At 72.4% G+C, this 14769-nt stretch carries 14 protein-coding genes; 10 read left to right on the top strand and 4 right to left on the bottom strand.

The window, feature by feature from the left end; genetic code table 11:
• The first annotated feature begins 138 nt into the window (after positions 1-138).
• The 3 genes from fabG to AC3RJ8_RS09920 are packed head-to-tail and all read left to right on the top strand — an operon-like array spanning position 139 to position 2262.
• Positions 139-861: a 3-oxoacyl-ACP reductase FabG gene (gene fabG / locus AC3RJ8_RS09930; RefSeq protein WP_489712481.1), complete on the top strand. Its 723-nt coding sequence runs from the start codon at positions 139-141 to the stop codon at positions 859-861.
• 59 nt (positions 862-920) lie between these two features.
• Positions 921-1688 carry an enoyl-ACP reductase FabI gene (fabI, locus tag AC3RJ8_RS09925; RefSeq protein WP_407318081.1) on the top strand — a complete coding sequence of 256 codons (768 nt, stop codon included), beginning with the start codon at positions 921-923 and terminating at the stop codon, positions 1686-1688.
• A 10-nt stretch (positions 1689-1698) separates the two neighbouring features.
• Positions 1699-2262 carry a SixA phosphatase family protein gene (locus AC3RJ8_RS09920; RefSeq protein WP_489712480.1) on the top strand — a complete coding sequence of 188 codons (564 nt, stop codon included), beginning with the start codon at positions 1699-1701 and terminating at the stop codon, positions 2260-2262.
• Between the two features lie 22 nt (positions 2263-2284).
• On the opposite strand, the gene serB is transcribed toward AC3RJ8_RS09920, so the two are convergent.
• Together serB and glgC are read right to left on the bottom strand one after the other, a co-directional pair.
• On the bottom strand, positions 2285-2941 hold the full coding sequence (serB, locus tag AC3RJ8_RS09915; RefSeq protein ID WP_489715615.1) for a phosphoserine phosphatase SerB: 657 nt from the start codon (positions 2939-2941) through the stop codon (positions 2285-2287).
• A gap of 46 nt (positions 2942-2987) precedes the next feature.
• A complete protein-coding gene (gene glgC / locus AC3RJ8_RS09910) occupies positions 2988-4232 on the bottom strand; it encodes a glucose-1-phosphate adenylyltransferase (RefSeq protein ID WP_489712479.1) in 1245 nt (414 codons plus the stop codon).
• A 67-nt stretch (positions 4233-4299) separates the two neighbouring features.
• Here glgC and glgA point away from each other — a divergent pair, with 67 nt between their 5' ends.
• On the top strand, positions 4300-5526 hold the full coding sequence (gene glgA / locus AC3RJ8_RS09905) for a glycogen synthase (protein WP_489712478.1): 1227 nt from the start codon (positions 4300-4302) through the stop codon (positions 5524-5526).
• 4 nt (positions 5527-5530) lie between these two features.
• Here the strand turns inward: glgA and AC3RJ8_RS09900 are convergent, their stop codons facing one another.
• Positions 5531-6298 (bottom strand): hypothetical protein, encoded by a 768-nt coding sequence (locus AC3RJ8_RS09900; RefSeq protein WP_489712477.1) that lies wholly within the window; start codon positions 6296-6298, stop codon positions 5531-5533.
• Positions 6299-6428: 130 nt separating this feature from the next.
• Between AC3RJ8_RS09900 and AC3RJ8_RS09895 the strand changes: the two genes are divergently transcribed.
• From AC3RJ8_RS09895 to AC3RJ8_RS09875, 5 genes are all read left to right on the top strand, one after another.
• The gene (locus AC3RJ8_RS09895) at positions 6429-7226 is read left to right on the top strand and encodes an ABC transporter ATP-binding protein (RefSeq protein ID WP_489712476.1); all 798 of its coding nucleotides are present in this window, start codon (positions 6429-6431) and stop codon (positions 7224-7226) included.
• A 69-nt stretch (positions 7227-7295) separates the two neighbouring features.
• Positions 7296-7775, top strand: a complete 480-nt coding sequence (locus AC3RJ8_RS09890) for an NfeD family protein (RefSeq protein WP_489712475.1) — start codon at positions 7296-7298, stop codon at positions 7773-7775.
• Positions 7776-7805: 30 nt separating this feature from the next.
• Entirely contained in the window at positions 7806-8999 is a 1194-nt protein-coding gene (locus tag AC3RJ8_RS09885) for an SPFH domain-containing protein (RefSeq protein WP_489712474.1), read from the top strand.
• Between the two features lie 196 nt (positions 9000-9195).
• Positions 9196-10947: an ABC transporter ATP-binding protein gene (locus tag AC3RJ8_RS09880; RefSeq protein WP_489712473.1), complete on the top strand. Its 1752-nt coding sequence runs from the start codon at positions 9196-9198 to the stop codon at positions 10945-10947.
• Between the two features lie 41 nt (positions 10948-10988).
• Positions 10989-12956 (top strand): ABC transporter ATP-binding protein, encoded by a 1968-nt coding sequence (locus tag AC3RJ8_RS09875; RefSeq protein WP_489715614.1) that lies wholly within the window; start codon positions 10989-10991, stop codon positions 12954-12956.
• On the opposite strand, the gene AC3RJ8_RS09870 is transcribed toward AC3RJ8_RS09875, so the two are convergent.
• Complete coding sequence (locus tag AC3RJ8_RS09870) at positions 12934-13455, bottom strand: GNAT family N-acetyltransferase (protein ID WP_489712472.1); 522 nt, start codon at positions 13453-13455, stop codon at positions 12934-12936. The genes AC3RJ8_RS09875 and AC3RJ8_RS09870 overlap by 23 nt on opposite strands.
• Before the next feature lie 62 nt (positions 13456-13517).
• Here AC3RJ8_RS09870 and AC3RJ8_RS09865 point away from each other — a divergent pair, with 62 nt between their 5' ends.
• Positions 13518-14753, top strand: coding sequence for an alpha/beta hydrolase (locus tag AC3RJ8_RS09865; protein WP_489712471.1), 1236 nt, complete (start codon positions 13518-13520; stop codon positions 14751-14753).
• Positions 14754-14769 lie beyond the last annotated feature (16 nt).

Raw genomic sequence — 14769 nt, 5'->3', positions numbered from 1 at the left:
TTGGAGGAAACCGACAATCGCGTTCGGCGACATGTGCCTCACCGTCAGCGCGGGAGCGGCCGGGGCACGGGGTACGGTCGCACCGGCGCACCACCGTGCGCCCGGGTCCCGGTGACCCGTCGTCGAGAGGAGCATCCCGTGGCAGAACTGGCAGCATCCGGCCGTGTGGTCGTCGTGACCGGGGCCGCGCGCGGTATCGGTCGGGCGATCGCCGAGCGCTTCGTCGCGGCGGGGGACACGGTCGCCACGGTCTACCGGGGCGGCGAGCTGCCTGACGGTGTCCACGGCTTCGTGGCGGACGTCACGGACAGTGCGGCCGTCGACGCCGCCTTCGGTGAGATCGAGGCTCGGCTCGGTGCGCCGACGGTGCTGGTCGCCAACGCCGGTGTGACGCGCGACCAGCTCCTGATGCGCATGAGCGACGAGGAGTTCGAGCAGGTCGTCGACGTGAACCTCACCGGGACGTTCCGCTGCGTGCGTCGCGCCTCCAAGCCGATGATCCGGGCACGCTCGGGGCGGATCGTGCTGATCGGGTCGGTCGTCGGGCTCTACGGCGGTCCCGGTCAGGTCAACTACTCCGCGACGAAGGCCGCGCTCGTGGGCATGGCCCGGTCGATCACCCGCGAGCTCGGCGGCCGGGGGATCACCGCCAACGTGGTCGCCCCCGGCTTCGTGGAGACCGACATGACCGCCGCGCTGCCCGAGGACACCCAGAAGAAGTACCGGGAGTCGATCCCCGCCGGCCGGTTCGCGACGTCCGACGAGGTCGCCGGCGTGGTGGAGTTCCTCGCGTCGGACGCCGCGGGCTACGTGTCCGGGGCCGTGGTCCCGGTCGACGGCGGCCTCGGCATGGGTCACTGAACTGTCCATCGGGCGCATCGCCCGATACGCTCCCACCAGAACTTTACTGAAAGGTCACCATGGCTCTGCTCGACGGCAAGAAGCTGCTCATCACGGGCGTCCTGACGGACAGCTCGATCGCCTTCCACGCGGCGCGCCTCGCGCAGGAGCAGGGCGCGGAGGTCGTCCTGACGTCGTTCGGACGGCAGATGAAGCTGACCCAGGCGTTCGCGAAGCGGCTCCCCGCAACGGCGCCGGTCGTCCAGCTCGACGTGACCAGTTCCGAGGACCTGGCCTCGCTCGCAGACCAGGTGCGCGAGCACACCGACCGCCTGGACGGCGTCGTGCACTCGATCGGGTTCGCGCCGCAGAGCGTGATGGGTGGCAACTTCCTGTCGGCCGACTGGGAGGACGTCGCCACGGCGGTCCAGATCTCGACGTTCTCCTACAAGTCCCTGATCACTGCGGCGCAGCCGCTGATGTCCGACGGCGGGGCGTACGTGGGCCTGACGTTCGACGCCGGGTTCGCCTGGCCGGTCTACGACTGGATGGGCGTGGCGAAGGCCGGTCTGGAGTCCGCGAACCGCTACCTGGCGCGCGACCTCGGACCGCACGGGATCCGCTCGAACCTCGTCTCCGCCGGACCGATCCGCACCACGGCGGCGAAGTCCATCCCGGGCTTCGAGGCCATGGAGGACGCGTGGCCGCGTCGTGCCCCCCTCGGGTGGGACCAGACGACGGCGGAGCCCGCGGCCCGTGCGGTCGTGGCCCTGCTGTCCGACTGGTTCCCGGCGACGACCGGAGAGATCGTGCACGTCGACGGCGGCGTGCACGCGATGGGGCAGTGAGCGAGGCCTCGTGAAGCAGCCGAAGCACCCGGTCGACGTCCCGGACACGGGGCGTCGGCTGGTGCTGCTCCGGCACGCGAAGGCAGAGCCCGGCAAGGGGTCGGTCCCGGACGCCGACCGTGCGCTGGCGCTGAACGGCCGCAAGCAGGCCGGGCGGGTCGGCATGGCGCTCACGGCGGCGGGACTCGTGCCGGACCTGACGCTGGTGTCGTCCGCGCTGCGGACGCGGCAGACGTGGGAGCTGGCCCGCGCGCACCTGGGCAACCACGGTGAGCGCCAGCACCTGGACGCCGAGGTGCGCGACGAGCTCTACGCGGCGAGCATCGGCGACGTGATCGGGCTCGTGCGGTCCGTCCGCCCGGAAGTCAGGACGCTGCTCGTCATCGGGCACGAGCCCACGATGGCCGCGACGGCCGCGTACCTGGCCGACAAGTCGTCGGACGACGCCGCGCTGGCGCAGGTCCGGGTGGGCGTGCCGACGGCCACCTTCTCCGTGCTGCACGCCGCGAAGCAGCCGTGGTCCGAGTGGACCAAGAAGTCGGCGACCCTGCTGCGGGTCGGCCGCCCGAGCTGACGAGCGACCGACCGGCGGGCCGTCAGGCGGCGGCGTCGACCTCGTCGACCACCCGTAGCACCTCGTCCAGCCGCGGCCCGTCGATGCTGTAGGGCGCCTGGGCCCGGACGAGCGGCTTGGCCGCGAACGCGATCCCGATCCCGGCCGCGGCGATCATGTCGAGGTCGTTCGCGCCGTCGCCGACCGCGACGGTGTCGGCCATGTCCAGCCCCAGCTCGGCGGCCCACTCGCGCAGCGTGACCTCCTTGTAGGCCCGGTCCACGACCGGGCCGACCGTCCGTCCGGTCAGGACGCCGTCGGCGACCTCGAGCCGGTTGGCGCGCCAGCGCGAGATGCCCAGCGGCTCGGCGAGCGGCGCGAGGATCTCGGCGAAACCGCCGGAGACGAGCCCGAGCTCCCAGCCCCGGCGCTGCACCTCGGCCGTCAGCTCGGCGGAGCCCGGGGTGAGGACCACGGCCCTGCGGACCTCGTCGAGCGCCGTGACGGGCACGCCGGCGAGCGTGGCCACTCGCTCGCGCAGCGAGGCGGCGAAGTCGAGCTCGCCCCGCATGGCCCGTTCGGTGACGGCAGCGACCTGGTCGCGGGTGCCCGCGTGGTCGGCGATCAGCTCGATGACCTCCTGCGTGAGGAACGTCGAGTCGACGTCGGTGACGACGAGCCGGCGCCGGCTCGCAGGCAGGCGCGTGGGCCGGGGTGCAGCGGTGGAGCGGTCAGGCGACGTGCTCTCAGGCAACGTGGGAACCCTTCGGGACGACGGTGATCCCCGACTCGGTGACGGTGAAGCCCCGGGCCCGGTCCTCCTCGTGGTCGACGCCGATCCGGGCCCTCTCGTCCACCACCACGAACTTGTCGAGGATGGCGCGGTGCACCTGGGCGTGCCGGTGCACCTGGACGCCGTCCATCACCACGGAGTCGGTGACCGTCGCCCAGGAGTGCAGGTGCACGCCCGGGGACAGGATGGACCCCGCGACGGTCGCGCCGGAGACGAGGACACCAGGTGAGACGATCGAGTCTGCGGCATGCCCGAGCCGGCCGGGCCCGGCGTGCACGAACTTCGCCGGCGGCAGCCCGGTGTACCCCGTGTACAACGGCCAGTCCTCGTTGTACAGGTTGAACACGGGCTGGACCGCGATGAGGTCCTTGTTGGCGTCGAAGTAGGCGTCGATGGTGCCGACGTCGCGCCAGTAGGCGCGGTCGCGGTCCGTGGATCCGGGGACCTCGTTGCGGATGAAGTCGTAGACGCCGGCCGTGCCCTGCTCGACGAAGGCCGGGACGATGTCGCCGCCCATGTCGTGCCGGGACTCCGGGTCCGCGGCGTCCTTCGTCACCGCCTCGACGAGGGCGTCGGCGTCGAAGACGTAGTTGCCCATGGACGCCAGCACCTCCTGCGGGGAGTCGGGCAGCCCGACGGGCGCCACCGGCTTCTCGAGGAAGTCGCGGATGCGCGTCGGGTCCTCGGGTTCGACGTCGATGACGCCGAACTGGTCGGCGAGGGCGATCGGCTGGCGGATCGCGGCGACGGTGGCCCGGGCGCCCGACTCCACGTGCGCGTCGACCATCTGGGAGAAGTCCATGCGGTAGACGTGGTCGGCACCGACCACGACGACGATGTCGGGGCGCTCGTCGTCGATGATGTTGAGGCACTGGTAGATCGCGTCGGCCGAACCGAGGTACCAGTGCTTGCCGACGCGCTGCTGCGCCGGGACCGAGGAGACGTAGTTGCCCAGCAGCGGGGACATGCGCCACGTCTTGGAGATGTGCCGGTCCAGCGAGTGGGACTTGTACTGCGTCAGCACGATGACCTGCAGGTACCGCGAGTTGATGATGTTCGACAGGGCGAAGTCGACCAGGCGGTAGATCCCCCCGAAGGGGACCGCCGGTTTGGCGCGCTGGGCCGTCAGCGGCATGAGTCGCTTGCCCTCTCCGCCGGCGAGGACGATGGCCAGGACTCGGGGGTGTGACGACGCCATGGGTCGACCCTAGGACCTGGAGGCGGCGCATGCCGCGCGACGCGGCGGAGGAGGCTACGTTGGCTGCGTGAGCATCCACCCGAGGGTCGACCTGCTGACCCGTGAGTTCCCGCCCCACGTCTACGGCGGCGCCGGTGTGCACGTCGCCGAGCTGTCCGTCGTCCTGCGACCGCACGCGGACGTCCGCGTGCGCTGCTTCGACGGCCCGCGGCCTGCCGCCGAGCACGTCACCGGCTACGAGGAGCCCGCCACCCTGTCCGGCGCGAACGCGTCCCTGCGAACGCTCGGCGTCGACCTGGCGATGGCGGACGACGTCGCCGGCGCCGACGTGGTGCACTCGCACACCTGGTACGCCAACATGGCCGGCCACCTCGGGGGCATGCTGCACGGCGTGCCGCACGTCGTCACGGCGCACTCGCTCGAGCCGCTGCGTCCCTGGAAGGCCGAGCAGCTCGGCGGCGGCTACGCCGTCTCGAGCTGGGCCGAACGGACGGCGTACCTGGGCGCGTCCGGGATCATCGCGGTGTCCGCCGGGATGCGGGCCGACATCCTGCGGTGCTACCCGGAGCTCGACCCCGGCCGGGTGCACGTGGTGCACAACGGCATCGACCTGGACGGCTGGACCCGGCCGGCCGACGACGACGTCGCCCGGGTCGCCGCGCTGCACGGGATCGACCCGTCGCGCCCCGCGGTCGTGTTCGTCGGCCGGATCACGCGCCAGAAGGGGCTGCCGGACTTCCTGCGGGCCGCCGCCCGGCTGCCGCGCGAGGTCCAGGTGGTCCTGTGCGCCGGGGCCCCTGACACCCCGGAGATCATGGCGGAGGTCCGTGCCCTCGTGGACGACCTGCGCGCCGCACGTGGCGGGGGAGCCGAGGCCGGCGTGGTGTGGATCGAGGAGATGCTGCCCCGGCCGGACCTGTGCGCGGTCCTGGCCGCCTGCACGGTCTTCGCGTGCCCCTCCGTCTACGAACCGCTCGGGATCGTCAACCTCGAGGCGATGGCCGTGGGCCTGCCCGTCGTGGCCACGGCCACCGGTGGCATCCCCGAGGTCGTCGACGACGGAGTCACCGGCACCCTCGTGCCGATCGAACAGGCCGACGACGGCACGGGGACCCCGCTCGACCCCGAGCGCTGGGTGGCCGACCTGGCTGCGGCGCTGACCGCCGTCGTCGACGACCCGCGGCGGGCCGCCACGATGGGCGCGGCCGGCCGCCGACGTGCGGAGCAGCACTTCGCGTGGACCACGATCGCCGAACGCACCATGGACGTGTACCGGACGGTGCTGGACGCCTGACCGTTCAGGGCACCGCGGCGTACGTCGCCGCGCTCAGCGCACGGCGGGCCGTGCGCTCGACCTCGCGCAGCGCCGTCGACCGCTGGTCGACCTGCCACAGGTTGACCGCGGCCCCGTCGTCGTCGGTGGCGAGGTCGACGATGGCGAGCAGCCGGGTGGCGAGCTGCATGACCCGTGCCCGGCGGCCGTCCAGGTCGGGCACGGGCCAGCCGGCGGTCGTCGAGTGGCGCACCCGCTCGATCGCGTCCGCGGCGTCGTCGCGCCACCGCGCCACGTCGAGGGCGTCGAGCGCCTCGGTGGCGACCACGAGGCTGCTGCGCAGCTCACGCTCGGCGTCGGCGAGCGAGCCCAGGGCACCGGCGACCAGCGTGGACCACGGCGGCACGTCCACCACCTCCCAGGTCACGAGGTGCCCGGGCTCCAGCGCGCTGCCGAACGTCGTGATGCTGGGCACGGCGGCCCACGACCCCGCGGGGGTGCTCACCAGCAGGCACTCCCCGGACTCGGTGGCCGCAGCCGCGGCCGGCGCGGGCACGCCCGAGGGGTCGCCCGGTACGGGCAGCACGGCACACACCTCGCGGGGACCGTCCGAGAACGCCGCGACGAGCTCCTTGAGGGTCACCTGTCCCGTGCCGGCGCCGGGCAGCCCGACGACGACGTGCGGCTCGTCGTCGTCGGTCACGGAACGCACGGCGAGGCCGTGGGAGACGCCGAGCGACTGGAGCCACAGCGCCAGGACGACGCTGCGGGGCAGTGTGGTGGACTCGCTCACGCCTCGCACGATAGACGCCCGACCTGCTCCGGCGCCCGTCGCGACGCGCCGTGGACGTGGTGGTGCCCTGGTCGCGGCGCCCGGCGAGGGCGGTCGGGGCGAGGTGCCCGCTCCGGTAGGGTCGGGCACCATGAGCGCGGTACTCGACCTGCAGGGCGTCACCGTCAGACGCGGCAAATCCACGATCGTCGACGACGTCGACTGGACAGTCTCCGAGGGCGAGCGCTGGATCGTGCTCGGCCCGAACGGGGCCGGCAAGACGACCCTGCTGCAGATCCTCGCGGCGCGCTCGCACCCCACCTCGGGGACCGCGGACCTGCTGGGCGAACGGCTCGGCAAGGTCGACGTGTTCGAGCTGCGGCCGCGGATCGGCTTCTCCTCGGCGGCGCTCGCGGACAAGATCCCGCACCACGAGAGCGTGCGCGACGTCGTGGTGACCGCCGCGTACGGCGTCACCGGCCGGTGGCGCGAGGAGTACGAGGAGCTGGACACCGAGCAGGCCCTGGCGTTGCTGGGCGCGTTCGACGTCGCCGACCTGGCCGACCGGCGCTACGGCACCCTCAGCGAGGGCGAGCGCAAGCGGGTCCAGATCGCCCGCGCGTTGATGACCGACCCGGAGGTCCTGCTGCTCGACGAGCCCGCCGCCGGGCTCGACGTCGCCGGTCGCGAAGAGCTCGTCGGGGCGCTCGCGGAGCTGGCGGGCGACCCGTCCTCGCCGGTGCTCGTGGTGGTCACCCACCACGTGGAGGAGATCCCGCCGGGGTTCACGCACCTGCTGCTCCTCGGGGACGGCAAGGTCGAGGCGGCCGGGCCGATCGAGGACGTCCTCACCTCCGAGAACCTCTCGCGGGCCTTCGGCATGGACCTGCTGGTCGCCCACGGGGGCGGTCGCTGGCTCGCCCGGGCGGCGCGACCCGCCGGGCGCTGACCGGTCTGCCCACGACGGCGCAGGTTTGGTAAATTCAATGCAAAGCAGACGCTGCGGTCGGAGGTAGCCATGGACGGCTGGTTGTGGTGGATCGGCGGGGCCCTCGTCCTCGCCGTCGTGGAGATGCTCTCGCTCGACCTCGTCTTCATCATGCTCGCCGGTGGCGCGGTCGCGGGCGGCATCACCGCCGCGGCAGGCGGGCCCTTCTGGCTGCAGGTCATCGTGGCCTGCGTCGTGGCGGTCCTGCTGATCGTCACGCTGCGTCCGTGGCTGCTGCAGAACCTGCGCCGCCGCACGGACCTCGTCGAGACCAACGCGGCCGCCCAGGTGGGCAGGTTGGCGGTGGTGATCTCCGAGGTCACCGAGCTCGGCGGCCGCGTCAAGCTCTCTGGCGAGGTGTGGTCCGCACGGCTCGTCGAGGACGGCCTGCCGAACAGCACGGGCCGGGTGCCCGAGGGTGTCGAGGTGCGGGTCGTGAAGATCGACGGAGCCACGGCAGTCGTCGCGCCGGCCGGGGCGACGAGTCAGAACGCCGACGGCGCCGTCTGACGACGGCGCCCTCCAACGGAAAGAGAGCTCGTGGAACCAGGAACAATCATCCTGACCATCTTCCTGATCATCGTCGTCATCTTCGTGGCGGTGGCGCTGTTCAAGATGGTGCAGATCGTCCCGCAGGCGACGGCGCTGATCATCGAACGCCTGGGCCGGTACGAGAAGACCTTCGAACCGGGCCTGCACTGGCTCATCCCCTTCATCGACAAGGTGCGCGCCGGCGTCGACCTGCGCGAGCAGGTCGTGTCGTTCCCGCCCCAGCCGGTGATCACCTCGGACAACCTCGTCGTCAGCATCGACACGGTCATCTACTTCCAGGTGACCGAGCCCAAGTCCGCGGTCTACGAGATCGCCGACTACATCAGCGGTATCGAGCAGCTCACGGTGACCACGCTGCGTAACGTCGTCGGGTCGATGGACCTCGAGCAGACGCTGACCAGCCGTGACCAGATCAACGGCCAGCTCCGCGGTGTGCTGGACGAGGCGACGGGGCGGTGGGGCGTGCGCGTCAACCGCGTCGAGCTGAAGTCCATCGACCCGCCGGCCTCCGTGCAGGGCGCGATGGAGCAGCAGATGCGCGCCGAGCGCGACCGTCGTGCCACCATCCTCACGGCCGAGGGCGTCAAGCAGTCGGCGATCCTCACCGCCGAGGGGGAGAAGCAGTCGCAGATCCTCAAGGCCGAGGGTGACGCCCAGGCGGCGATCCTCACCGCCGAGGGTGAGGCGCGGGCCATCCTGCAGGTGTTCGGTGCCATCCACGAGGGCAACCCCGACCCCAAGCTGCTCGCCTACCAGTACCTGCAGATGCTCCCGGAGATCGCCAACGGCTCGTCCTCGAAGCTGTGGGTCGTCCCGACGGAGTTCACCGCGGCGCTCGGCTCGATCGCCAAGGGCTTCGGGGGGACACCCGGGACGCCCGGCATCCCCACGGAGCCGTCGGACGACGACAGCGGTGGCGGCGTGAGCGCCGCCGTGCGGTCCGCGCTCGGCCAGTCCGGTCTGCAGGACCCGGGCGAGGCGCTCGCCGAGGCACGCCGGCAGGCCCAGGCCGCGACAGCCGACGCCACCAGCTCGGGCACGCGGTCCGGCGCACCGTTCGAGCGCGGTGTCGAGCGCGGGCAGCGCCCGGCCGGTGAGCAGCCCCCGGCTCCTCCCGCCCCGACGCAGCCGCGGACGCTCGGGACGGACGACGAGGGGACGCCCCCTCCGGCGCAGCCGTGACCTGAGCCGTCGCTCCGACGGTCCGCACGAGGCCCCGTCGTCCGCACCGGACGGCGGGGCCTCGCGCGTGGCCGGCTCGGTGCTCCGCGGCCGTGTCGAGCGGGTGCCGGCTCATCTATGCTCGCCAGGTGCCTACCGTGCCCGGCGGCATGCTCGTCCGCGGCCTGGTCGCCGCCCTCGAGACCACGGAGTCCTCATGCTCGTCGCTCTCGCCCGCCGCTACCTGCGGCCCTACGCCGGTGCCGTCGGCCTGCTGCTCGTGCTGCAGCTCGCGCAGACCCTCGGTTCGTTGTACCTGCCGTCGCTCAACGCGGACATCATCGACCAGGGCGTGACGACCGGGGACACGGGCTACATCATGCGGGTCGGCGGGTGGATGCTGCTCGTCAGCCTCGGCCAGGTGCTGTGCGCGATCGGCGCGGTGTTCCTGGGGGCACGCGCGGCCACGGCGTTCGGCCGCGACCTGCGACGCGACATCTTCGACGCGGTCCAGGGCTTCTCCGCCCGGGAGCTCGGGCAGTTCGGTGCACCCTCGCTGATCACCCGTACGACCAACGACGTCCAGCAGGTCATGATGGTGGTGCTGATGACGTTCACGGTCATGGTGATGGCACCCATCATGATGGTCGGTGGCGTCGTCATGGCGCTGCGCGAGGACCCGTCGCTGTCCGTGCTGCTCGTCGTCATCGTGCCGGTGCTGGGCGTCGCCGTCGGGCTCCTGATGTGGCGGATGGTCCCGTACTTCCGGGGGATGCAGGCGCGGATCGACGTGATCAACGGCGTCCTGCGCGAGCAGATCACCGGGTTGCGCGTCGTCCGCGCGTTCGTGCGCGAGCGCCGCGAGAGCGAACGCTTCGGGGAGGCGAACGCCCGCCTCTACGACGTCTCGCTGGCGGCGGGCAAGCTCATGGCGCTGGCCTTCCCGACGGTGATGCTGATCATGAGCCTGTCGCAGGTGGCGGTGCTCTGGTTCGGGGCCGGGCGGGTCGCCGACGGCGAGCTCCAGGTGGGCTCCCTCATGGCCTACCTGTCCTACATCATGTTCATCCTCATGGCCGTGATGATGTCCACGATGATGATCATGATGGTGCCGCGGGCGTCGGTCGCCGCCGGACGGATCGGCGACGTGCTCGGCACGCAGACGTCGGTCGTCGAGCCCGAGCGCCCCGTCGCGCTCGAGTCGCTCTCCGGCGGTGCGGGGCCCCGGGGTCGGGTCGACGTCGAGGGCGTCGACTTCGGGTACCCCGGTGCGGAGGCGCCGGTGCTCGAGGACATCACCTTCACGGCGGAGCCCGGCCGGACGACGGCGATCATCGGGTCCACCGGTGCGGGCAAGACGACGCTGCTCCACCTCGTGCCGCGCCTCTTCGACGTGACCGGCGGCCGGGTCGCGATCGACGGCGTCGACGTCCGCGACCTGGCGACCGACGACCTCGGATCGCTGCTCGGACTCGTCCCGCAGAAGGCGTTCCTCTTCTCCGGGACGGTGGCCGACAACCTGCGGTACGGCAAGGCGGACGCGACCGACGACGAGATGTGGGACGCGTTGGAGGTGGCGCAGGCGCGCGACTTCGTCGAGGCGTTGCCCGGCGGCCTCGAGGCAGCCGTCGCGCAGGGTGGGTCGACGTTCTCGGGCGGCCAGCGGCAGCGGCTCGCCATCGCGCGGGCGGTGGTCCGCCGACCGCGTGTCTACCTCTTCGACGACTCGTTCTCGGCGCTGGACTACTCGACGGACGCACGGTTGCGGTCGGCGCTGAGACCGCTGGCCGCGGACGCCACCGTCCTCGTCGTCGCCCAGCGCGTCGCCACCAGCCGGGACGCCGACCAGATCCTCGTGCTCGACCACGGACGCATCGTGGGGCGCGGCACGCACGCCGAGCTCCTGGACACCAACGAGACGTATGCCGAGATCGTCGCGTCCCAGATGTCCCTCGAGGAGGCGGCGTGAGCGGCCAGCAGGGACCTCGCGGCCCGCAGGCACGCGGCCCGATGGGTGGCGGTGCGGCGATGCCGCCCGCCAGGCCCCTCGACTTCACCGGGTCGTTGCGCCGCTTCGCCGGCACCCTGCGTCCCGAACGCGCGCGGGTCGTCCTCCTGACCGTCTCCGGCGTCGCGTCCGTCGCGCTGACCGTCCTGGGCCCGAAGATCCTCGGCGACGCCACGAACGTCATCTTCGAGGGCGTCGTGGGTCAGATGCTGGGCCGCACGATGCCGGCGGGCACGACGACGGACGAGGCGGTCGCGGCGCTGCGCGCGTCCGGCGACGACTCCCAGGCGGACATGCTCGCGTCGATGGACAACGTCGTGCCCGGCCAGGGCGTGGACTTCGACCGGCTCGCGCAGATCCTCGCCGGCGTCGCGGTGATCTACCTCGGGGCGTTCCTCTTCGGGTGGCTGCAGTCGCGGCTCATGACGGTCGCGGTGCAGAACACCGTGCGCCGGCTGCGCGACGACGTCGAGGCCAAGCTGCACCGCATCCCGTTGAGCTACGTCGACGTGCGTGCCAAGGGGGACATCCTGTCCCGGGTCACCAACGACATCGACAACGTGGCCCAGTCGACCACACAGACGCTCGCACAGCTCGTGACCTCGGTGCTCACGGTCGTCGGTGTGCTGGCCATGATGTTCTGGATCTCGTGGGTCCTGGCGCTCGTCGCGCTCGTGACCGTGCCGTTGTCCGTGATCCTGACGATGGCGATCGCCAAGAGGTCCCAGCCGCAGTTCGTGGCGCAGTGGGCGGCCACCGGTCGCCTGAACGCCCACGTCGAGGAGATGTTCACCGGGCACTCCCTGGTCAAGGTCTACGGTCGCCAGGCCGACGCCGCCGAGACCTTCGCCCGCGAGAACGAGGCCGTGTACGACGCGACGCGGCGCTCGCAGTTCATCTCGGGCACCATCCAGCCGTCGATGGGGTTCCTCGCCAACCTCAACTACGTGCTGGTGGCGGTGATCGGCGGGCTGCGGGTGGCCTCGGGGCAGCTCTCCATCGGTGACGTCCAGGCGTTCATCCAGTACTCGCGCCAGTTCACCCAGCCGTTGTCGCAGGTCGCCTCGATGATGAACCTGCTGCAGTCGGGGGTCGCGTCGGCGGAGCGGGTGTTCGAGCTGCTCGACGCCCCGGAGCAGGACCCGGACCCGCAGCCGGCCGAGGCGCCTGTCCAGCCGCGGGGACGGGTGGAGTTCGACGACGTGTCCTTCTCCTACGTGCCGGACGAGCCGCTGATCGAGCACCTCGACCTCGTGGCCGAACCGGGCCAGACGATCGCGATCGTCGGTCCGACCGGCGCCGGCAAGACCACCCTGGTCAACCTGCTCATGCGGTTCTACGAGATCGACGACGGCCGGATCCGTCTGGACGGCGTCGACACGCGCCGGATGACCCGCGACGCGCTGCGTTCGCGCATCGGGATGGTGCTGCAGGACACGTGGTTGTTCCGGGGCACGATCGAGGAGAACCTGCGCTACGGCGTCCGCGACCACACCGACGTCTCGGCGCAGACCTTCCTCGAGGCCACGCGGGCGACATCGGTGGACCCGTTCGTGCGGACGCTGCCGGACGGCTACGACACGGTCCTCGACGACGAGGCGACGGCCCTCTCCGCGGGCGAGAAGCAGCTGCTCACCATCGCGCGTGCCTTCCTGGCCGACCCGGACATCCTGGTGCTCGACGAGGCGACGAGCTCGGTGGACACCCGGACCGAGGTGCTGGTGCAGGAGGCGATGAACGCGTTGCGGTCGGGGCGCACGGCGTTCGTCATCGCCCACCGGCTGTCGACGATCCGCGACGCGGACGTCATCGTGGTCATGGAGCACGGGCGGATCGTCGAGCAGGGCGGCCACGACGACCTGCTCGCGGCGGGTGGCGCCTACGCCCGTCTCTATGCGAGCCAGTTCGCCGCGCCGGTCGCGCCGGAGGACGACGTCGTCGAGCAGGTCAGCGCGCCGGGAGCACCATGAGCCGCGCGGGCGGGGAGTCCTCATGCTGCCACTCGAACCGGGCCTCGCCCACGATGCGCCAGCCCTTGCGCAGGTAGACGGCGTGCGCGACACCGTCCCGGTCGTCGACGTCCAGCACAGGGACGCGCCCGGTGCCACGGACCCACCCGGCGGCCGTGTCGAGCAGGCGTCCGCCGACGCCGCGGCCCTGGGCGTCAGGGTCCACGAAGAGCACCGAGACGCACCCGAGCTCGGCCACCGGCCGTCCGGCCCCCGCCGACCACAGGGCGCCGTGATCGTCGTCGGGCACCGTGGTGACGCTGACGTGGCCGACCACGCGGGCGTCGAGCTCCGCGACCCAGGCGCGTTCCTCGGCCGGGCGGACGACGAACTCCTCGGCGGGATAGGGCAGCGGCCACTGGTGCGGGTAGCCGGAGGTGGGCTGCTGGGCACCGAGCGCCCTGACGAGGGCGGGGAGGTCGGCGTCGGCGCGGTCGCGGATCGTGACGGGTCGTGGCACGGCTGAGAGCGTAGGCGAGATCAGGGGTGCGCACGCGCCGTGCGCCGTGCCAGAGTGAGCCCGTGACCGCGCACCCACCCCACCACGCCGCCGGCCCGTCCGCGGTGCCGGACGAGGGGGAGCCGGCCGGCGGGAGGCGACGTCGTCCGAGCGTCGTCGTGGGGGTCCTCGCCGTCCTCGCCGTGCTGCTCGCCGTCGTCGCGGCGGGGGCCCTGCTGCCGTCCGTCCCCTGGGTGGGGCACGTCGGGGGCTACGCCGCGGCGTGGGCGCCCTGGCTGGTGGTCGTCGCCGTGGCCGTCGTGCTGGGTGCGACGATCGCCCTGGTGCGCCACGGGTCGGTGGCCCGGGTCGTGGCCGTGGTGGGCGGACTCGCCGCCGCGGCGATGTCGTTCGTGGTCGTCACCCAGCAGCTGCGGGTGGCACAGGACCATGCCGTCGGGGTGCGGATCGCCGAGCTCTTCCGGGTCACGACCGGAGACGTCGCCCCGGACGTCGACGCCCAGTACGGCGAGGACGAGGGCGATCCCCAGAACCTGTCCCTGTGGCTGCCGGAGGACGGGGCCGGCGGTGCCGCGCCGGTCGTCGTCCTCGTGCACGGCGGCGGCTGGGTGTCCGGGGAACGGCTGCAGCGCACGACGGCGTCGCACGCGGCATGGTTCGCCGCCCAGGGGTACCTGGCCGTGAGCATCGACTACCCGCTCTCCGACGGCGACCGGCACGGGTGGGACGCCGTCGAGCCGCAGGTCGCGTGCGCGCTCGTGTGGGTGGGCGAGCACGCTGCCGAGCACGGCGGTGACCCGGGAGAGGTGTTCCTGGCGGGCGACTCCGCCGGGGGCAACCTGGCGCTGGAGGTCGCGTACCGGTCGGCCGCCGACGACCTGGAGCCGGCGTGCGAGGGAGCCGTGCCGCCCGTCGGTGCCGTGAGCACCCTGTACCCGGTGGCCTCGCCCGTCGGCGTCCACGCGAACACCGACCCCGTCATGGGTGACCGCGGACGTGAGCTGACGGAGCAGTACACGGGCGGGACGCCGGTGGACCACCCGGAGCGGTACGCGGCGATCACCCCCGCGGAGCACGCGACGCTGGACTCCCCGCCCACGCTGGTCGTCGCCGGGGAGGCCGACCACCTCGTCCCGGCGTCCGGTGCCGAGGAGCTGGCCACGGTGCTGGCCGGGGCGGGCGTGCCCCACGAGCTCGTGCTGCTGCCGGCGGCGGACCACGTGTTCGACACCGCGCCGGGCGGGGTCGGGACCCAGGTCTGGCGAGATCTCACGCTGCGGCTGTTCGAGCGGTCCTGATCTCCCGGTGCGGCAC

Source organism: Isoptericola sp. MSGPD8_1_ISO-PGPR-S23-394, assembly GCF_058072785.1.
Note: the sequence above shows the minus strand (reverse complement) of the source record. Positions and strands in the feature narration are given on the sequence as shown.